The organism is Ewingella sp. CoE-038-23 (genome assembly GCF_040419245.1).
GTDB lineage: Bacteria > Pseudomonadota > Gammaproteobacteria > Enterobacterales > Enterobacteriaceae > Ewingella > Ewingella allii.
This window is the reverse complement of the sequence record NZ_JAZHOH010000001.1, coordinates 2,860,829-2,880,490: the sequence shown is the minus strand read 5'-3', so window position 1 is coordinate 2,880,490 and position 19,662 is coordinate 2,860,829. Positions and strand designations below refer to the sequence as shown.

Annotated in this window: 17 protein-coding genes; 8 read left to right on the top strand and 9 right to left on the bottom strand. The window is 53.5% G+C overall.

The features are described from left to right. Positions 1-164: 164 nt before the first annotated feature. The 4 genes from pdeN to V2154_RS13660 all read right to left on the bottom strand — a co-directional run bounded on the left by pdeN (position 165) and on the right by V2154_RS13660 (position 4,706). Positions 165-1,748, bottom strand: a complete 1,584-nt coding sequence (gene pdeN, locus V2154_RS13675; RefSeq protein ID WP_353502719.1) for a cyclic di-3',5'-guanosine monophosphate phosphodiesterase PdeN — start codon at positions 1,746-1,748, stop codon at positions 165-167. A 187-nt stretch (positions 1,749-1,935) separates the two neighbouring features. Then, positions 1,936-2,520 (bottom strand): bifunctional murein DD-endopeptidase/murein LD-carboxypeptidase, encoded by a 585-nt coding sequence (gene mepS / locus V2154_RS13670; RefSeq protein WP_034791636.1) that lies wholly within the window; start codon positions 2,518-2,520, stop codon positions 1,936-1,938. 449 nt (positions 2,521-2,969) lie between these two features. After that, positions 2,970-3,671: a phosphatase PAP2 family protein gene (locus V2154_RS13665; protein ID WP_353502718.1), complete on the bottom strand. Its 702-nt coding sequence runs from the start codon at positions 3,669-3,671 to the stop codon at positions 2,970-2,972. Positions 3,672-3,731: 60 nt separating this feature from the next. Then, the gene (locus tag V2154_RS13660; RefSeq protein ID WP_353502717.1) at positions 3,732-4,706 is read right to left on the bottom strand and encodes a CobW family GTP-binding protein; all 975 of its coding nucleotides are present in this window, start codon (positions 4,704-4,706) and stop codon (positions 3,732-3,734) included. Positions 4,707-4,975: 269 nt separating this feature from the next. Between V2154_RS13660 and V2154_RS13655 the strand changes: the two genes are divergently transcribed. Both V2154_RS13655 and V2154_RS13650 read left to right on the top strand, forming a co-directional pair. Next, the gene (locus V2154_RS13655; protein ID WP_353502716.1) at positions 4,976-5,284 is read left to right on the top strand and encodes a YmdA family protein; all 309 of its coding nucleotides are present in this window, start codon (positions 4,976-4,978) and stop codon (positions 5,282-5,284) included. Between the two features lie 223 nt (positions 5,285-5,507). Next, positions 5,508-6,248: an FCD domain-containing protein gene (locus V2154_RS13650; protein ID WP_353502715.1), complete on the top strand. Its 741-nt coding sequence runs from the start codon at positions 5,508-5,510 to the stop codon at positions 6,246-6,248. 41 nt (positions 6,249-6,289) lie between these two features. On the opposite strand, the gene V2154_RS13645 is transcribed toward V2154_RS13650, so the two are convergent. Together V2154_RS13645 and yeiP are read right to left on the bottom strand one after the other, a co-directional pair. Further along, on the bottom strand, positions 6,290-7,759 hold the full coding sequence (locus V2154_RS13645) for a mannitol dehydrogenase family protein (protein ID WP_353502714.1): 1,470 nt from the start codon (positions 7,757-7,759) through the stop codon (positions 6,290-6,292). 279 nt (positions 7,760-8,038) lie between these two features. Further along, positions 8,039-8,611, bottom strand: coding sequence for an elongation factor P-like protein YeiP (yeiP, locus tag V2154_RS13640; RefSeq protein WP_034791630.1), 573 nt, complete (start codon positions 8,609-8,611; stop codon positions 8,039-8,041). A 231-nt stretch (positions 8,612-8,842) separates the two neighbouring features. Here yeiP and V2154_RS13635 point away from each other — a divergent pair, with 231 nt between their 5' ends. Then, entirely contained in the window at positions 8,843-9,097 is a 255-nt protein-coding gene (locus V2154_RS13635) for a YkgJ family cysteine cluster protein (RefSeq protein WP_353502713.1), read from the top strand. A 21-nt stretch (positions 9,098-9,118) separates the two neighbouring features. On the opposite strand, the gene V2154_RS13630 is transcribed toward V2154_RS13635, so the two are convergent. Then, positions 9,119-10,336: a sugar efflux transporter gene (locus V2154_RS13630; protein WP_353502712.1), complete on the bottom strand. Its 1,218-nt coding sequence runs from the start codon at positions 10,334-10,336 to the stop codon at positions 9,119-9,121. A gap of 458 nt (positions 10,337-10,794) precedes the next feature. Between V2154_RS13630 and fruB the strand changes: the two genes are divergently transcribed. Genes fruB through fruA form a run of 3 tightly spaced genes read left to right on the top strand, consistent with a single transcriptional unit; the run spans position 10,795 to position 14,578 of the window. Further along, positions 10,795-11,925, top strand: coding sequence for a fused PTS fructose transporter subunit IIA/HPr protein (fruB, locus tag V2154_RS13625; protein WP_353502711.1), 1,131 nt, complete (start codon positions 10,795-10,797; stop codon positions 11,923-11,925). Beyond that, positions 11,922-12,860, top strand: coding sequence for a 1-phosphofructokinase (fruK, locus tag V2154_RS13620; protein ID WP_353502710.1), 939 nt, complete (start codon positions 11,922-11,924; stop codon positions 12,858-12,860). Before fruB ends, fruK begins: the two co-directional genes overlap by 4 nt. 14 nt (positions 12,861-12,874) lie before the next feature. After that, a complete protein-coding gene (gene fruA, locus V2154_RS13615; protein WP_353502709.1) occupies positions 12,875-14,578 on the top strand; it encodes a PTS fructose transporter subunit IIBC in 1,704 nt (567 codons plus the stop codon). Positions 14,579-14,651: 73 nt separating this feature from the next. Here fruA and nfo read toward each other — a convergent pair whose 3' ends face one another. Then, positions 14,652-15,503 carry a deoxyribonuclease IV gene (nfo, locus tag V2154_RS13610; protein WP_353502708.1) on the bottom strand — a complete coding sequence of 284 codons (852 nt, stop codon included), beginning with the start codon at positions 15,501-15,503 and terminating at the stop codon, positions 14,652-14,654. A gap of 100 nt (positions 15,504-15,603) precedes the next feature. After that, on the bottom strand, positions 15,604-16,704 hold the full coding sequence (locus V2154_RS13605; RefSeq protein WP_353502707.1) for a YeiH family protein: 1,101 nt from the start codon (positions 16,702-16,704) through the stop codon (positions 15,604-15,606). Between the two features lie 282 nt (positions 16,705-16,986). Here V2154_RS13605 and yieE point away from each other — a divergent pair, with 282 nt between their 5' ends. Together yieE and V2154_RS13595 are read left to right on the top strand one after the other, a co-directional pair. Beyond that, positions 16,987-17,859, top strand: a complete 873-nt coding sequence (yieE, locus tag V2154_RS13600) for a DNA-binding transcriptional regulator YeiE (RefSeq protein WP_353502706.1) — start codon at positions 16,987-16,989, stop codon at positions 17,857-17,859. Positions 17,860-18,046: 187 nt separating this feature from the next. After that, positions 18,047-19,525 (top strand): amino acid permease, encoded by a 1,479-nt coding sequence (locus tag V2154_RS13595; protein ID WP_353502705.1) that lies wholly within the window; start codon positions 18,047-18,049, stop codon positions 19,523-19,525. The last annotated feature ends 137 nt before the right edge of the window (positions 19,526-19,662 follow it).

The following is a 19,662-nucleotide window of genomic DNA, read 5'->3' as shown; positions in this document are numbered from 1 at the left end:
CCTCAGGTGCTCGGGATGTCTGCCGCTAAATTTGCTGATGGCAAACTGGTTGAAAATGCTACCAATAGCGTCTTTTTATCATATTCCTGCTGTTTTACCACAGTATCAAACAGAGTCTAAGACAAAATGTACCATGGAGAGAAATCCTCAACCTTAAGAACCTTTTACTTTTCAGGGGAGAGCAATCCGCCGTTCACTTGGCGAGTGTAATCGATGATTTCATCCACCGGCAGCGGCTTGCTGTAGAGGTAGCCTTGAAGCAGGCTGACGCCGTGTTTACGCAGGTATTTGGCCTGTTGAACCGTTTCTACCCCTTCAGCGATAGTTTTCAGGTTTAACTCTTCGGTCAGTTTCAGCACGGTGTCCAGCACCGGGGCGATCAGGGTGTTTTGGTCGATAGACATCACAAAGCCGCGATCGATTTTCAGGTAATCCAGCGTGAATTTCTCCAGATAGATCAACGCGCTGTGGCCGGTTCCGAAGTCATCAATCGCGATTTCAATGCCTTGCTGACGCAGCCAGTTGAATTCCCGCATGGCGCTTTCGTTATCCACCATGCCGCGTTCAGTAATTTCAAACACCACCTGAAAATAGTCTTTTGGCATGGCGAACAGGAAGTCCATCACGTCATCGCGGAAGCTGCTTTTTTTCATGTGATGCGGTGAAATATTGATGCCGAATTTGGCTTTTGGCGGCATGACCTGCATCAGGCGATGGGCATCGGCGGCTGCCAGCTGCATCACGCGACGGGTCAACGCCTCGATCAATCCCTGAGACTCGGCAAAATTGATAAAGATGTCCGGCGGAATGCGCCCCTCCACCGGGTGCTGCCAGCGCATCAGGGCTTCAATACCCGCCACTTTCAAGGTTTGGGTCTCCATCACCGGCTGATATTCCACAAAGAATTGGTTGTGCTTCAGGCCAAGCAGCACTTCGCGCTCCGGGCTGTGGCGGCTTATCAGGGTGAAATAGATCAGTGCGCCGACCATCAAACTCAGCAGCAGGCTGGCAAGCAGGGTAAAGCGGATGTTTTCACCCGTCAGCTGCGGCGCGTAGAGGCGCAGAGTGAAAGGATAGTCATCGATTTTGATTTCAGAATAGTGGCTATGGGGCAGATCTTTTACCGCCATCAGCGAGCTGCCGATGGAGGTCAGCGCCCGGTCGCCGACTATCAGTGCAAAGCCGTGGTAGCCTTCGTCGGTTTGGGCAAACAGCATATAAGGAGAAAGCGTCAGCTCAATGGTGGCCAAAATGCCGCTGTCGCTGACGTCAGGGTTGCGATACCAGACGGCAATCACCGGCCGGTTTGGAATGAAACTGGTGCCTTGCTCAAGCTGAATATCCAGCGGCTTGCGCCAGTCGAGTCCGGAGAAAAAGTCTTGCACAGACAGAGACATTTCGCCGGTCGCCGACGAGCAGTAGACCCTGCCTTCACGGACCAGCAGGAAATCGCGAACCCCAAGGGTAAGGGCCGCGTCGCGGCTTAGCTGATCGGTTGCCATGTCACAGTTTTTCTCTGGCAACTGACTAAGGCGTTTCATGGTTGCGGTGAGATTTTGCAAATACGCTTTGCTGTACTCTACGGTGCGATCGCTGACTTGCTGTTGTTGCTGTTTATTTTTTATCGCAATGGTGTAGAGCGTTGCGGCAGAGAAAATGAAAAAGAGCAGGGTGGCGGCAAATAGGCTTCGAATAAGATAAGTACGTCTGGGTAAAACACTATGGGTGAGAGCCGAATTCAACCCCATTTTTTCAACCTTCACTCAGTATGTTGCGGAATTTAAAGTATAACGTAGAGAAATGATTAACTGTCATTAAATAAACTTCAAATATTTTTATAACGAAGCCTAATAAAATTAACAAAAAAAAACGCCATCCGGAGATGACGTTTTTTATAGTTCGCTTGGCTTGGGACAACAAGAGTTTATTTATACGTTAGCTATGTTCACCACTAACTAAAACTCGTCTTGCTTCACGGAAACGTTTATTCCAGTAAGTTTCGTTTAAGTTTGAAATCATCACACCGTTGCTGGTGGAAGCGTGAACAAACTGATCGTTACCTAAATAAATGCCTACATGGCGACCCGTAGAGCCTGCACGGAACAGAACCAGATCACCGGCACGTAATTTCGTGCGCTGGATTTTCTTGCCCTTTTCCTCTTGTTCATACGTTGAACGAGGTAAGTCCATGCCGAATTGTTCGCGGAAGGTTACCTGAACGAAGGCTGAGCAATCGATACCACGCTTGCTGTCACCACCTAACCGATAACGAACGCCTTTCCAGTCAGCGTACTGATCCATGATTTTGGATTTTACGTTGACGCTGCGAACCATTGCTTCGAATTCATCCTGAGAGGCTTGCAGTAGAAGACCATCTTTGTCATTTACTGCACGCATATCAGTTTGCGCGTTTTCTGTATTCGAAGAATGTGTGCCACTACACGCGGAGAGAAGAATTGCCGCGCCAATTGCGGGTATCAGCCGCAGAACATATCTCATAAACGGTTGAGACTTGACCATTGTTGTTGTTATCCCTTGAAGTCCTTAACGATTTAATCGTTATAAATTGCCAAACGAAGCGAGACTACCTGCCGCAAACAGGAGCAGCAAACGCCTGACGAGGGAAATGTGCGTTACGACACACTTTTTCTTGGATCAAGCCATTTATGCCACATTTCTGTGCAAGCGTTTTGGAGAGTACCGTAATGAATAAGGGATTGCGAGAGGTTTTGCGGGATTTTTTATATGAAATTGTGATGTAAAGTGATGTTAGCGTTAATGTAAAAAGAGATGAGCGTTATTTGTACGGCTTTGGCTCAAAAGCACAGCACAAGCGGGCTGTGTAATAAAAATTCAATAAAGCTATGCCAGATAATCTCTAAACGAAAAGTTCGGCAGTGTGAGATTAACCTGCCGAACCATAATATTTATGAATAGATGTTAAAAAATATGCTTGGTCTAAAAATGGCTTATTTTGAACGCAACTTGGGTAATGTTCTGTCTAACCAACCTACCAATTTGTCGCTTGCCGGGGTCATCAACCACCAACTTGCTCCCACCAACACCACGGACAATGACCCTACTGCAATGTCGGTAAACCAGTGTGCGCCGATCATCAGGCGCGGCAGGGAGAAGATGACGGTGATCAGCAGCGCAACGCCAAAGGCCGTTTTACCCAAGTAGCGCAGCATAAAGCAGGTGAACACCAGTAGCATCATCCCGTGGTCGCCGGGGAAACTGTCGCCCGAAGAGTCTTTGGTCGGAATGCCGGTCAATTCGCTCACGCGGTTCACATCTGGGAAGCTCAGCGATGGGCTTTTATGACTGACGGGCAGTAAATGCCCCAGCTGATTAAGCACTACGGCGGTCAGCAGCATGACGAAACCAATCAAAATCATCTGGCGGCGTCCGGCGGTATCCCTCTTTATATAGTAAGAAAAGTACAACAGGCCCATTGCCAGCAGTGAAATACCATCAAAAGCCCGGTTGTTGGTGATGGCTACCACGTGCAGGAAGGTCTGGTTAGTCGCCAAATGTTGGTTGAAATAGAAGAAAATCGACGAGTCGATAGGGAACCAGAAGCCGTGGTTCGCGGGCAGGTAATAAGATAAAAACAAAGCAATACCCAATACATTCAGTATCAGGATAGAGGGGATATTGCGACGCCACATAAGTAGGGACCTGTTAATTAGCGAATGTTAAGTAATATTGTGGGCGATACGGTAAGCCGCTTAACTTAAACGAATCTTCAACAAAGAAGATTGTAGTTCATTCCACTGGGTTTCATTGCGAGTAATTAGCTCAACTCTGCTGTCTAAGGGCGCCATCGGGCGAGTTTCAATATGCAAATCTTCTCCCTGACGGTTGACCACCAAGGTGCCTTCCTTAATACGCATGACGCCTTTCACTCGGTCTACCGGCGCTAGGCGCACCCAGTCGAGCAAACCTGTAGTGTCGAAAACCGTCTCTTGGTCGAAAATCCAGCCGCAGCTTGCATAGCCGTCAGCCTGATTTAACGCCCGCCGCCAGCGCTGATGGCCTGGCAGGCTGAGCGCCGCCAACCCTTTTTGTGCAGGGTGAGAGTGGTGGTGCGCGCCGTCGGGTAGTTGTACTTGGTTTAAACGCGGCTTGTCCAGCAGGCTAATATCAATCTCCCCCTGAGCAGCAATCACCACTTCACGGCCTGCGGCCCACTGGCCCTGCCACGCGCTAAGCGCTTGTTGGTCGTGCTCGCTATAAACGTCGGACTTGTTTGCCACGATGATGTCCGCTGCCGCCAGCTGATCGCGGAAATTCTCGTTTTCCACCGTGCGTTGGTCGCTGAGATTGCGCGCATCAAGCAGGCAGAGTGAAGCGTTGAGGGTCAGCCAGCTTTTGTACACCTCGGAACCTAGCAGCGACAAAATCTGCTTCGGATGGCCCAAGCCCGTGGGTTCGATCAGCAACCGGTCCGGTTTTGCCTGCTGCAATAGCATGTTCAGGCCTACCTGCATCGGCAGTCCGTTGACACAACACATGCAGCCGCCGGGGATCTCTTTCAGCACCGCGCCGCTGTCTGCCAACAGGCCGCCGTCGATGCCAATTTCACCAAATTCGTTAACCAATACTGCCCACTTTTCCCCCTCAGGTTTCTGAGCCAGCAAATGGCGAATGGTAGTGGTCTTTCCGCTACCCAAAAAGCCGGTGATCAGATTGGTTTTGGTCATCAAAAATCCCTTATTAAAGGCGTTGCATTAACCATATGAAAATAAACGACTTTATTGGCGTTACATGTCATGGGTCATTATTTGGAGTAATAAGATGCCGCCAGCTATCAAGAAAATCCAGTATTCCGCCGATGAAATAGAGGTGTAGAGCACATTGTGCATAAGAAAAACTTGTAGGCAAAACCCTACTTATTTGTCAGATAAGTCTGTATTTTATATTGGTTAAATTAATGTTTCACGCAAGTAAACTAACTGTAATTGAGGCACCCATGAACAAAATCATTGCGATCTTGTTTTTTGGATTTTGTACCTCAGGGATGACACAGGCAGCAGTAAGTTCTTCAGGGGGCACCATCCGTTTTTATGGCGCCATCGTTGAAGATGGATGTATGTTGAATACGTCCGCCAATAAAGTGGTCAGTGAATGCTACAGGGGCGGTAAAACCATCCAGCAGACCAACACTATCGATACTAAAAATCTTCCTAATTTTTCACTGCCGCACTCTATCGGGCAGGTTTCTACCCGTAATGTTAATAACAATCCTCATCTGGCTATCATGACCGTTAGTTACAACTAGCGGGCTAATACTCATGTCGACCAAGGAGGAAAGCGACCTGCTTGCCTCCTTTTCGGCCTGACCTATCCAGCTTTTGGTCAGCCCAATTTTGACCTCGTCAGCACTTCCCGCCCTTGATACTCGTTGCACTAATAACCCGGTGATATACTTTTCCCTATTCTATGGCGCTAAACGAATAATCCTCGTTTAATCTGCCAGACCAATTCTCCCTTGGAGTCATTCAATGCGGCTTTATCAGGACATCGGCGGCAAACTGCGTAGCGCCATTGCGGCAGGGGATTTTATGGCGGGCGACAGGCTGCCCCCAGAAAGAGAAATTGCCGAAAGCTTTGCCGTTAGCAGGAGCGTGGTGCGCGAAGCCCTGATCATGCTTGAGCTAGAAGGGGTGGTTGAAGTGCGTAAAGGCTCCGGCGTCTATGTGCTGACCCAGCAGCCGGAGCCGTCGGGGAAGTGGAGTACTTTTCAGGGGGATAGCGGATTTGGACCTTTTGAGCTGCTTCAGGCGCGACAGCTGGTGGAAAGCGAAGTCGCCGCCTTTGCCGCCACCCAGGCCACCAAGGCTGACATCTTAAAAATGCGCGATGCTATTGAGATGGAGCGGCAATTTATCGAGCAGGGCGTGGTGGATGAAACTGCCGATGAGCTGTTTCACAACCTGCTGGCACAGGCGTCTCAAAACAGCGTGTTAGCCAATATGGTAGCGGAGCTGTGGCAGGTGCGCCATCGCAGCCCTATGTGGCACGGCATCCAGCAGCACGTGGGGAAAAACGATCACCATCAATGGCTGCAAGATCACCAAACAATCCTACAAGCAGTGCTGCGGCGCGATGCCAAAGCGGCAAAACAGGCGATGTGGCAGCATCTGGAAAATGTCAAAACGCTGCTGCTGGCGGTGTCGGACGCTGAAGATCCGGCTTTCGATGGTTATCTGTTTGAATCCACGCCCTCTCTGCTAAATGATTAACGGCTGCCCGAAAGCAGCCGTGTCAGCATCAATTCTGCATCTTAACCCACGTAATTGGCGACACTCTGCTTCGCGCCATGCCGCTGCAAGCTGGCGTAAGCCTGCTGAATGGCCTCCACGGCCTGTGCGTTTTTCGCCAGCGCGTCGCCAAACACGGAGTGGAGGGCCAGCAGGGCGCTGACTCGCGCTTCGCCGTCTTCACTCTCGCTGACAATTTTTGCCAGTTTGTCTGCCATTGGGTCTTTGATTTCAATCGCCGCGCCGGCGTCATCCACGCCGCCGACGTAACGCATCCAACCCGCAACTCCTAAGGATAACAGGCTGAAGTCGCCGCCGTTTTGCAGATGCCAACGCACGGAGTCGAGCATGCGCTGCGGCAGCTTCATGGTGCCGTCCATCGCAATCTGCCATGTCCGGTGTTTCAGCGACGGGTTGCTGTAACGGGCAATCAGGCTGTCGGCATAAGCTTCCAGATCAATGCCTTTGACGCTTAGCGTCGGCGCCTGTTCTTTCAGCATCAAATTGCGCGCTGCGCGCTTATAGTTAGGGTCTTCCATACATTCATTGATGTACTGATAACCCGCCAAATAGCCAAGATAGGCAAGGAAGGAGTGGCTGCCGTTCAGCATGCGCAGTTTCATCTGCTCGAAGGGCAGCACGTCGCTGACCAGCTGCGCGCCGACCTCTTCCCACGCCGGGCGGCCCGCCACAAAGTTATCTTCTACCACCCACTGGATGAATGGCTCACAGGCGATACCGCAAGGGTCAGCCACGCCGCCCAGCGCCTCGGTGATTTCGTCGAGGGCGTTTTCCGTGGCGGCAGGAACAATGCGGTCCACCATGGTGCTTGGGAAGGTGACATGGCTTTCAATCCACGCGGCTAGCTCGGCGGAGCGCGCCTGAGCCAGCCCCAGCACGGCATTTTTCACCACGTGACCATTTTCCGGGATGTTGTCGCAAGACAGCACGCTAAAGCCCGGCAAACCGTGCTGGTGGCGCAGCCGCAGGGCTTCGACCAGAATGCCCGGCGCGGTTGACGGCGTCTGTTCGCCAGTCAGGTCTTGCTGAATCTGCGGGTTGTCGAGATCCAGCTTGCCGCTGCCCGGCTCAATGCAGTAGCCCTTCTCCGTGATCGTCAGTGAGACAATGGCCACCTGAGGTTCAGCCAGTTTCTCCACCACGGCGTTAATGCCTTCGATCCGGCCATGCAGGGTTTCACACACCGCGCCGATCACGATGGCCTGATTACCTTCGGCCCCTTTTTCCAGCACGGTGAATAAGTTGTCCTGCTGGCGCAGCGCTTTAATCAGATTGTCGCGGCCAAACAGGCTGACTTCACAAATCCCCCAATCACCACCTTGCTTATTCAGCACGCGGTCAGTCATCAAAGCCTGATGGGCGCGATGGAAAGCCCCAAAGCCAATATGCACGATGCGGCTTTTCAGCTGGTCGCGATCGTATTGGGGAAGCTGGACTTGCGAAGGGAGGTGTTCCGTGGCGATTGTTTTCATGCATCACTCCAATGATAAGAATTAGATTAATTGGTCAGGCCAAAATAGGTCTTTTTCTTTAATGGCCTGCCAGGAGCGGTGATGCAGATGACAATGGGGCCATAAATCAGGACTTCGAGTGTAAAGTCATACGACAGAAATGAAAATTGGTTAGTCCAGATTCAGATAGAATCTGTGAAGTAGATCGAAAGTGGAATGAGTGCGGAATGAAACTCGAGTTTTTCAGGCATAAAAAAGAGCGCCGAGGCGCTCTTGATGTACAGTCATATTCGCCGCTGATTAATCAGCACGGCCCATATAACGACGCTCTGCGATATGAATGCGGATTTTGTCGCCCTGGCTCAGATACTCGGGGACCTGAATGCTTAAACCTGTGCTCATGACCGCCGGTTTGTTGCGTGCGCTGGCTGACGCGCCTTTAATGCCTGGCGCGGTTTCGATGATTTCCAGATCCACGGTTTGTGGCAATTCCAGCGCCAGCAGTTGGCTGTCCAGCGTCAAGACCTGCATGCCCTGCAAACCTTCTTCCGGGATAAACAGCAGTTCGTCTTCGATCTGCGCCTTGTTGAAGGTGTAAGGCGTGAAATCTTCATCATCCATAAAGATGTATTCGTCGCCATCGACGTAAGAGAAGTTCACTTTACGGCGGGTCAGGGTGACGGTATCGAGAATGTCGTCGCCTTTAAAACGCTCTTCAACCTTGCCGCCGGTGCGCACGTCGGAGAAGCGCATTTTGTACAGGGTGCTGGCACCGCGCGCGCTTGGGCTTTGAACATCGATGTCTTTTACCAGCAGCAATTTACCGTCGTAGTTAACAACGAAGCCGCGTTTAATTTCGTTAGCACGTGCCATATAAATAACCTGTCATAAGGGGAGTTAAAAATATTTGGCGACACGTTACTCGCGCCGCCGATTTCAGGCAAGCAGATTACTCGTTATCCCGCACTTTGCCGCCGATTTAGCGCCATTTGTCGCATCATAAAGTCTAGTCAGAAAGTGGTCGCGGAAGAAAGATTTCGCTGGAGAGTGATAAGGGCGACTGTTATTGTCGCGCCTCAATTAACCCGCCAAACGGAGGCGCTAATGGATTGCCGTACCAATTGTGGCGCTTGCTGTATTGCGCCCTCGATTTCCAGCCCGATACCGGGGATGCCAAACGGCAAACCGGCCAACACGCGCTGCATCCATCTGGCGGACAATTTCCTCTGCGGCATTTTCACTTCGCCGCTGCGCCCCAAGGTCTGTGCCAGTCTGCAAGCCAGCCGCGAAATGTGTCATACCCATCGCGACGACGCCTTGATCTACCTCACTCGTCTGGAAGCGGATACCGCGCCTTGATTGACGGTAATAAATGCACCGTCATTCATTGATCGTGATTGTCGCTTCTACCGGTGTTTCATCGACATTTTTCACCCGCCAGATACAAAACACCGAGCCGACCACCATCGCGAAAGCGGCATAAAACACGGCGTGATAGCTCCAGAACTGGGCAATGACGCCCGCCAGCGACCCGGCCAAAATCCAGCCTGCGCGGGTTGAATTGGTGAACAGCGTGGTGGCCGCGCCCGCCTGACCCGGCATTAAATCCTGAAAGTAGAGCATGCCAATTCCCGCCAAAATGCCGATGAAAATGGCGTTCAGCAACTGTGAAACAATCAGCGCCATTGGGCTGGTGCTGAACAGCACGCTGGCGTAGAACACCACCCCCGCAATCACCGCGCAGCGCATCAGGAACTGTTTACCCAACTGGCGCGCCAGATAGCCGGCGATCAGCATGGTGGGAATTTCCAAACAAGCGGCGGTTCCCATCAAAATTCCCGCCAGTTTTTCCGGCAGGTGCAGCTCGTTCACCACGTAAAGCGGCATGTTGATCAGGTAAATACTGTTAGCGGCCCACATTAATGTGCAGGCGATAAAAAGCAGCAGGGTGTCGCGACGGTTGCGGCGAGGTGCTTCAATGGTGGCGGTGGTTTTGACCCGCGCTTTCGGCATGGACGGGAGGAACATCCAGACCATCAGGCCGCAGACCAGAAAGGCCAGCATCGCCGCGCTGTACATAAAGGTAAAGCCAAAGCCCATGGCTAACGCGAAGGCCAGCGGCGGGCCGACTACCCACGCCAGTGAAACCTGTGCGCGCAAAATCGAGCTAAACATCATCGCTTCTCGGCCAGTTTTTTCGGCGTGTTCGCGCGCTAGCGCAAATAACTGTGGGTTGGCGGTTGAGCCAAAGCTGGACAACAGCACCCCCACCAACAGCAGCACAAAGTAGCTGCGGTTAAAGGCAAAAAGCACGCAACCCAGTGCGCCCAAAATGCAGCAATAGAGGATCAGCGTTTTGCGGTCCCCGCGTTTGTCTGACCAACTGGCTAAAAGCTGGCTGACGAAAATGCCAATCACCGCGCTGCCGGTAAAGAAGATCCCCACCATAAAGGGGCTGACATGCACTTCGCTGGTCAGAAAGAGACTGAGCGTCGGAGTTTGCAGTGCGCCCGCGATCCCGGTTAAGAAGGCAACGATCAAAAAGGCCGTTGACGTGATGTCGGGGAGGCGGCGAGCTGTAGCGGTAGATGTCGACATTTTTAGGGGAAAACCCGTCTAGGAGAGTAATAAATTCGCGCGAATGTTACGCCTGTTTAAAAAAAACAAAAACCGGTTTTAATCAGTAAAAAGGTAAACAGCAGTGTATTTGCCATACTGAATAATAAAACCGCACTTTGTGGTAAAAAACGCCGCGCCGTGGAATCGGTTTTCGCCTCTCTCTTGGCCGTTAAGGTCAGCTTACAGCCACTTCAGGAGCACTTCAGCACAGCTTCAGCTTTTAGCTTTTCGTGGGTAGAAAATGGGCCTCTGACGGGCAAAATGTGCGTGGCATCAAAAAAATGTTACGCCAATTCAGGGAATGCTTGCTTTAAAAATCGCCCAGAATGAGACTGCTTGAAACGTTTCAGCGTTGTCCGATTACCTGTTTCATCTGGCAGCGCTCCTTTTTTCTCAATGAAGCTGAAACGATTCAAATTCAGCAGGAGAGGAGAATTATGTTCCAGTTGTCACAGCAAGATATTCATCTCGGGGCGTCAGCCAGCGATAAGCAAGAGGCGATCCGCCAGGTTGCCGCTGCGCTGACCCAGGCCGGGCGCGTCAGCGAAGGCTACGTCGATGGCATGTTGCAGCGCGAGTTGCAGACCTCTACCTATCTGGGTAACGGCATTGCTATCCCGCACGGCACCACCGATACCCGCGACTTGGTGCTCAACACCGGCGTTCAGGTTTACCAGTTCCCGCAGGGTATTGCGTGGGGAGAGGGGCAGACCGCCTTTGTGGTGATTGGCATCGCGGCCCGCTCTGACGAGCACCTCAGCCTGTTGCGCCAGCTGACTCACGTATTAAGTGATGACAGCGTGGCCGAACGCATGGCGAAAACCGACTCTGCTGAAGAGCTGCGCAGCCTGCTGATGGGCGAGAAAAACGCCGCTGAATTCCACTTCGACACCCAGCTTATCGCCCTCGACGTCGCCGCCGACAACCTGATGACCCTTCAGGCACTGAATGCCGGTCGTTTGCAGCAGATTGGCGCGGCGGACACCGCGTTCGTCAGCGACGTTATCAGCCGCAAGCCGCTCTATCTCGGCCAAGGCATCTGGCTGAGTGACAGCACCGAAGGCAATCTGCAAAGCGCCGCGACCTTCAGCCGGGCCGCCAAAGCCTTTGAGCATGAAGGCGAAACCGTGGCCGCGCTGTTGACCATCGCCGTGGCCGACGACCAGCCGTTAACCGTCCTTAACTACCTCAGTGACCTGTTGATCAGCCAAAAAGCTGAACGCTTGCTGACGGCGGACGCCGTGGGCGTGCTGGCCTTGCTGACCAGCGAGGTGGAAGAGCAAACCAACCTGCTGACGGCAGAGTTCGTGGTGCGAAATGAACACGGTTTACACGCCCGGCCGGGCACCGCGCTGGTTAACGTAATCAAGCAGTTCACCAGTGAAATCACCGTGACCAATCTCGATGGCAGCGGTAAACCTGCCAACGGCCGCAGCCTGATGAAAGTCGTGGCGCTGGGCGTGAAAAAAGGACATCACCTGCGCTTCACCGCTAAGGGCGAAGATGCAGAACTGGCACTGAAAACCATCGGCGAGGCTATTGCCGCGGGTCTTGGGGAGGGAGCATGAGTCGCAGAGTTGCCACAATTACCTTAAATCCGGCTTACGATTTAGTCGGCTACTGCCCTGAAATTGAACGGGGTGAAGTGAATCTGGTGCAAACCGCCGGGCTGCACGCTGCCGGTAAAGGCATTAACGTTGCCAAGGTTCTGAAAGACTTAGGCATTGATGTCACCGTGGGCGGTTTCCTCGGCAAAGAAAATCAGGACGGCTTTCAGCACCTGTTCAGCGACCTTGGCATTGCCAACCGTTTTCAGGTGGTCTCCGGCCGTACCCGCATCAACGTCAAACTGACCGAGAAAGATGGCGAAGTCAGCGACTTTAACTTCTCCGGTTTTAACGTCACGGCGCAGGACTGGGAGCGTTTCGTCACCGATTCCCTCTCATGGCTCGGCCAGTTCGACATGGTGGCCGTCTGTGGCAGCCTGCCGACCGGCGTAGATCCAGAAGCCTTTACTTACTGGATGACGCGCCTGCGCAGCCAGTGCCCGTGCATCATCTTCGATAGCAGCCGCGAAGCGCTGGTTGCCGGTTTGAAAGCCGCACCTTGGCTGGTGAAGCCTAATCGCCGCGAATTAGAAATTTGGGCCGGACGCAAGTTGCCTGAATTGAGCGACGTGGTTGAAGCCGCGCACGCCTTGCGCGACCAGGGGATCGCCCACGTGGTGATTTCGCTGGGTGCCGAAGGGGCGCTGTGGGTTAACGCGTCTGGCGCATGGATTGCCAAACCGCCGGCTTGTGAAGTGGTCAGCACCGTGGGTGCCGGCGACTCCATGGTGGGCGGCCTGATTTACGGCCTGCTGATGCGTGAATCAAGTGAACATACCTTACGACTCGCCACCGCCGTGGCTGCTTTGGCAGTAAGCCAGAGTAACGTCGGCGTCACCGATCGCCCGCAGTTGGCAGCGATGATGGCCCGTGTTGATCTGAAACCTTTTAATTGACCGCAGGAGGCAGAATGAAAACGCTGCTGATGTTAGACAGTTCGCTGGGACAAGCTCGCAGCCAACTGGCGAAAAAAATGCTCGCTGCTGCTGCGGCGAAAACAGGCCACACTCTGGTTGAAAGCGTCGCTGACGCCGAGCTGGTGGTGGTGGCGGGTGACAACGCACCGGCTGATGCCCAGCTGGTCGGCAAAAATGTGTTTGTTGGCGATGTCGCGCTGGCTATTCGCGAGCCGGAAATCTTCCTGCAACGCGCCTCGGTGGAAGCCAAAGCTTATGTCGCACCAGCAGTGGCTCCGGCTAAAGCGGCGGCAGGCAATGGCCCGAAACGCATTGTGGCGATCACCGCATGCCCGACCGGCGTGGCTCACACCTTTATGGCGGCTGAAGCCATTGAAACCGAAGCTAAAAAACGCGGTTGGTGGGTGAAAGTCGAAACGCGCGGTTCCGTTGGCGCGGGTAACGCCATCACGCCAGAAGAAGTGGCTGAAGCCGATTTGGTTATCGTGGCGGCTGATATTGAAGTGGATCTGGAGAAGTTTGCCGGTAAGCCGATGTATCGCACTTCCACCGGCTTGGCCTTGAAAAAGACCAAGCAGGAGTTGGACAAAGCCTTGGTTGAAGCCGAAGTCTTCGAGCCGAAACAGCAGGGTTCTCAGGCGGCTGCGGGTAAGAAGAAAGAGACGGGCGCGGGTCCGTATCGCCACCTGTTGACCGGCGTGTCCTACATGCTGCCAATGGTGGTGGCGGGGGGCCTGTGTATTGCGCTCTCCTTCGCCTTCGGGATTAAAGCTTTTGAAGTAAAAGGCACGCTGGCCGCAGCCTTGATGCAAATCGGTGGGGCTTCCGCCTTTGCTTTGATGGTGCCGGTACTGGCTGGCTTTATTGCTTTCTCCATCGCTGACCGTCCGGGCCTGACGCCGGGCCTGATTGGCGGCATGCTGGCCGTGAGCACCGGCGCTGGCTTCCTCGGCGGGATTATTGCCGGTTTCCTTGCGGGCTATGTCGCCAGATTTATTGGTAGCAAGCTGCGTCTGCCGCAAAGTATGGAAGCACTGAAACCTATCCTAATCATTCCCTTGTTGGCGAGCTTGGTTACTGGCTTGGTGATGATTTACGTGGTGGGTACGCCAGTTTCTAAAATTCTGGTTGGCCTGACTAACTGGCTGCAATCCATGGGGACGGCGAACGCGGTTCTGCTCGGCGCAATCCTTGGTGCGATGATGTGTACCGACATGGGCGGCCCGGTGAACAAAGCGTCTTATGCCTTCGGCGTGACGCTGCTCAGTTCCTCGGTTTATGCCCCAATGGCGGCGATTATGGCGGCAGGTATGGTGCCACCGCTGGCGATGGGTCTGGCGACCATTCTGGCGCGTAAGAAGTTTGAACAGGGTGAGCGCGAAGGCGGCAAAGCGGCGATGGTGCTGGGGCTGTGCTTCATTACTGAAGGTGCGATCCCGTTTGCGGCGCGTGACCCAATGCGTGTCCTGCCTTGCTGTATCGCGGGTGGTGCCTTGACTGGTGCGCTCTCCATGGCATTCGGCGCTAAACTGATGGCACCGCACGGTGGTCTGTTCGTGCTGCTTATCCCAGGCGCAATCACGCCAATCCTCGGCTATCTGGTGGCGATTATCGCCGGTACGCTGCTGGCAGGTGTGTCTTACGCCTTGCTGCGCCGTTCCGATGCTGCGCTGGCGGCAAAAGTGGTTGCTCAGTAATAGCGAGTTAGCAGGAGAAGAAAAGGGCGCCCAGGCGCCCTTTTTTATTGGAGTTTATTGCAGATTTAGCTGATTAGCTCTGAGCTTTCTGCTCGGACTTCAACCAGGCAATTTCGTCTTTCCAGATATCAGGATTGACGGTTTCGAGAATCATCGGAATGCCGTCGAAGCGCGGATCGCGCATCATCCAGCTAAAGACGGTTTTGCCAATGTTGCCTTCACCAAGGCTGTGGTGGCGGTCAACGCGGCTGTTAAAGGCACTCTTGGCATCATTTAGGTGCATACCGCGCAGATACTTGAAGCCCACCACGTCTTCGAAGTGTTTGAAGGTTTGGATGCACTCTTCTTCAGTACGTAAATCGTAGCCTGCGGCGAAGGCGTGGCAGGTATCGATACAGACGCCGACCCGACTTTTGTCTTCTACGCCGTCGATGATTTTCGCCAAATGCTCAAAGCGAAAACCCAAGTTGCTGCCCTGACCGGCGGTGTTTTCGATGACGGCCGTCACGCCTTCGGTTTGGCTGAGCACAATGTTCAGCGACTCAGAGATCTTTTCCAGACACTTATCTTCGTCGATTTGCATCAGGTGGCTACCCGGATGGAAATTCAGCAGCGACAGGCCGAGCTGCTCGCAGCGCTGCATCTCATCAAAGAAGGCTTCGCGGGATTTTTCTAACGCTTCGTCCACCGGGTGGCCGAGGTTAATCAGGTAGCTGTCGTGGGGCAGAATTTGATTGCTGCTGTAGCCATATTTTTCGCAAGCGACCTTAAACTTCTCAATCACATCCTCTGGCAGAGGTGCGGCTTTCCACTGGCGCTGATTCTTGGTAAACAGCGCGAACGCCGTGGCTTCCAGCTCGTGCGCGCGGATGACCGCCTGATCGACGCCACCCGCGGCACTGACATGTGCACCAATAAACTTCATGTTCACTCCTCTGCGATTCATGCTTGTTATGCTCGGATCATAGCGCCTTGGCGGTTGGCATGCAGCAGAGAAGTGTTAAAAACTCTTCAGGAGTTTGTTATCAGCCGAAGAAATGCTGCACCAAACCGTTGATTCCCGCACCGCCGACAATCAGCCAGATGAACAGCACGGCGGCCAGCAGAATCGGCTTCAAACCCGCCTGACGCAGCGCGCTGACGTGAGTGGTCAGGCCCAGCGCCGCCATCGCCATGGCCAGCAGCACGGTGTCGAGGGTGATCAGCGGCGCAATCCAGCTGTGCGGCAAGATATCCAGCGAGTTAAAGGCGGCGACCGCGATAAACAGCAGGGCGAACCATGGAATGGTGATGTTGCTCATGCGGCCGCTGTTTGGCGAAGCCTGCACCTTGCCCCGGCTTTTCCAGCCTGAAAGCAGCAGCAGGAAGGGGGCCAGCATCATCACGCGGATCATCTTGGCGATCACCGCGGCGTTTTCAGCATCCGGGCTAACGCCCTGACCCGCTGCCACCACTTGCGCCACTTCATGCACGCTCGAACCGGTGTAAATACCGAACTGCGCCGCGCTGAAATCAATCCAGTGATGTTGCAGGTTTAGCTGCCACAGCCACGGATAGATGAAGATGGCGGCGGTACCGAAAATCACCACCGTGGCGACGGCCACCGTGACTTTCTCACTCTTGGCGTTCAGCACCGGCTCGGTCGCCATCACCGCGGCGGCCCCGCAGATACTGCTGCCGGCGCCTATCAGCATGGAGGTTTCGCTATCCAGCCCGAAGACCTTTTTGCCCAGCCAGCAGGCGAGGGCGAAGGTGGAGCAGAGCATGAGGGCGTCAATCAGAATGCCGGTCGCGCCGACGTCGGCGATTTGCGCGAAGGTCAGGCGCAGCCCGTAAAGGATGATCCCAAGGCGCAGCAGGCGCTGCTTGGCGAGATTCACGCCGTCGTGGCAAACAGGGCGAATCGACGGATAGAGCGTGTTGCCGATAACCATACCTATCAAAATCGCCAGCGTCAGGGCGCTCAGCCCCAGATGGTTCAGCTGCGGGAAGTTGCTCAACCACAAGGAGACGAGAGTGACAGCGCCGGTGAGAACTAAACCGGGCAAAACGCGTCCAAACCACAATGGCTGTGGGAAGAAGCGATGCGCCTGTTTTTCGTTGAGTGGGTGGGTTGCATGATTCATGGTGTTGGCCTTCTCAGTGATTCCTGAGATAAGACTAACTGCGGCTTATATAAAAAAGAAATTGATTATAACTTTATAACCTATCGTAAAAAGCGGTATAGAATATGACAACTGTTGCTCAGCATGATTGACAGGTGCATTGCGGCTATACTTAAACGAAACCAAAGGAATGAGGCCGGATTTGGATGGTTCATTCTGCGATTCGCACTTTTGAAACTAAAAAAACCTCTGATGAGCAACACAAAACGCGAGCGAAGTGGCTTGCGTGACGGATAACCATTTATGCACATTACATTGCGACAACTTGAAGTTTTTGCCGAGGTGTTGAAAAGCGGATCGACGACGCAGGCATCAGTTGTTCTGTCGCTATCGCAATCTGCGGTTAGTGCAGCACTGGCTGATATCGAAGGTCAGCTCGGCGTCCAGTTGTTTGACCGTGTGGGGAAACGGCTGGTCATTAACGAGCATGGTCGTCTGCTCTATCCTAAAGCTCTGGCTTTATTGGAGCAGGCGGCAGAAATCGAGCGATTGTTCAGTAAAGACAATGGTTCATTGCGCATCGGCGCCAGTAGTACCATCGGTAACTATATGCTGCCGGGAATGATTGCCAATTACCGGCTGGATTTTCCCGCGACGCCGCTGGAATTGAATGTCGGCAATACCGATGATGTGATTAACGCGGTGGCGGAATTTCGCGTTGACCTCGGCCTGATTGAAGGGCCATGCACCATGCCCGAGCTGCTCACCCAGCCTTGGCTGGATGATCAATTGGTGGTGTTTTGCGCCCCGGCCAACCCGTTGGCGGGGAAAAACGTCACCATGGAGAGGCTGGCTCAGGAGCCTTGGATCCTGCGCGAGCGCGGCTCAGGTACGCGAGAAGTGCTGGATCACCTGCTTCTCCCGCAAATGCCAGATTTCAATCTGGTGATGGAGCTTGGCAACTCCGAGGCAATCAAACACGCGGTTCGCCATGGTATCGGTATCAGTTGTTTATCTCGCCGGGTGGTCGCCGAACAATTAACCAGCGGCACGCTGGTGGAAATTCACCTGCCGATCCCGCCGCTGGTGCGCAAGCTGTACCTGATTCATCATCGTCAGAAACATATTTCCAACGCCTTATCGCGTTTCCTCGATTACTGTAAAGACCCCTTATAAAGAGTGAGATACTGTGAGTTGCAGGGCGAATAACCCTGCAACTTGACGTATTACCCCCAAGGTTTTGCTAATGATCCCTAGCCTATTATGAAGGTGTCTTATAACAGGTCGTTCCTGCTATTCAGACAGTCACGTTTTGCTACAATCCGCGCGTAAAATTTCAAATAACAGCTTAAACAGGGCAAAAATGGCTCAACCATCGACTAAAAATTCGCAGCCGGTACCGTCTGGCCTGCGTCGCGAGCTTAAAGCCCGCCACTTAACTATGATCGCCATTGGCGGTTCAATCGGTACTGGTTTATTTGTTGCCTCTGGGGCGACGGTTTCTCAGGCAGGGCCGGGCGGCGCGCTGCTCTCCTACGCGTTAATCGGCATCATGGTGTACTTCCTGATGACCAGCCTTGGCGAGCTGGCGGCCTTTATGCCGGTTTCCGGCTCCTTCTCAACCTATGGTTCGAAATATGTCGAAGAGGGCTTTGGTTTCGCCCTCGGCTGGAACTACTGGTATAACTGGGCAGTGACCATCGCCGTTGACCTCGTGGCTTCTCAGCTGGTGATGAACTACTGGTTCCCCGACACGCCGGGCTGGATTTGGAGCGCCTTATTCCTTGGCCTGATCTTCCTGCTGAACTACATCTCCGTGCGCGGTTTTGGTGAAGCGGAATATTGGTTCTCGCTGATCAAAGTGGTCACGGTGATCATTTTCATCATCGTCGGCGTGCTGATGATCACCGGCATTATGCGCGGTGGCGAAAGCGCGGGCTGGCATAACTGGGCGATTGGCGATGCGCCGTTTGCGGGGGGTTTTGCCTCGATGATTGGCGTGGCGATGATAGTCGGCTTCTCCTTCCAGGGAACCGAGCTGATTGGCGTTGCCGCCGGAGAGTCTGAAAATCCAGGCAAAAACATCCCACGCGCCGTTCGTCAGGTGTTCTGGCGTATCCTGCTGTTCTATATTCTGGCGATTTTGGTGATCAGCCTGATCATCCCTTACACCGACCCGAATCTGCTGCGCAACGAAGTGGGTGATATCAGCGTCAGCCCGTTCACGCTGGTATTCCGCAATGCGGGCCTGCTGTCAGCGGCTGCGGTAATGAACGCCGTGATCCTGACTGCCGTGCTATCAGCCGGTAACTCAGGCATGTACGCCTCAACGCGCATGCTGTTTACTCTGGCTTCCGAAGGTAAAGCGCCGCGTATTTTTGCCAAGCTGTCCAAAGGCGGCGTACCGCGCAACGCGCTCTATGCCACTACCGTGGTGGCGGCTCTGTGCTTCCTCAGCTCCATGTTCGGCAACCAAACGGTTTACCTGTGGCTGCTGAACACCTCGGGCATGACCGGCTTCATCGCCTGGTTGGGGATTGCGATCAGCCACTATCGCTTCCGTCGCGGCTATGTGTCGCAGGGGCGTGACCTGAAGGACCTGCCTTATCTGTCCGGCTTTTTCCCGTTCGGCCCGATTTTCGCCTTTGTGCTGTGCCTGATTATCACCTTAGGGCAGAACTATCAGGCGTTCCTGAAAGACACTATCGATTGGTATGGTGTGGCGGCGACTTATATTGGCCTGCCGCTGTTCCTGATCATCTGGTTCGGTTACAAGTGGACTCGCGGAACCAAAGTCGTGAAGTACAGCGAAATGGAATTTCCTGAGCATCAAGATAAATAACCGATAAAACAACAAGATATGGAAAAGGCAGGGCTAAAGCTCTGCCTTTTTTTATTGAGAAGTTTTTAGTAGTACAGGTTAACGCTTTGTTACCTGCCATTGATTTGTTCCGGCCAAAACATCCTGTAGTCTTAATA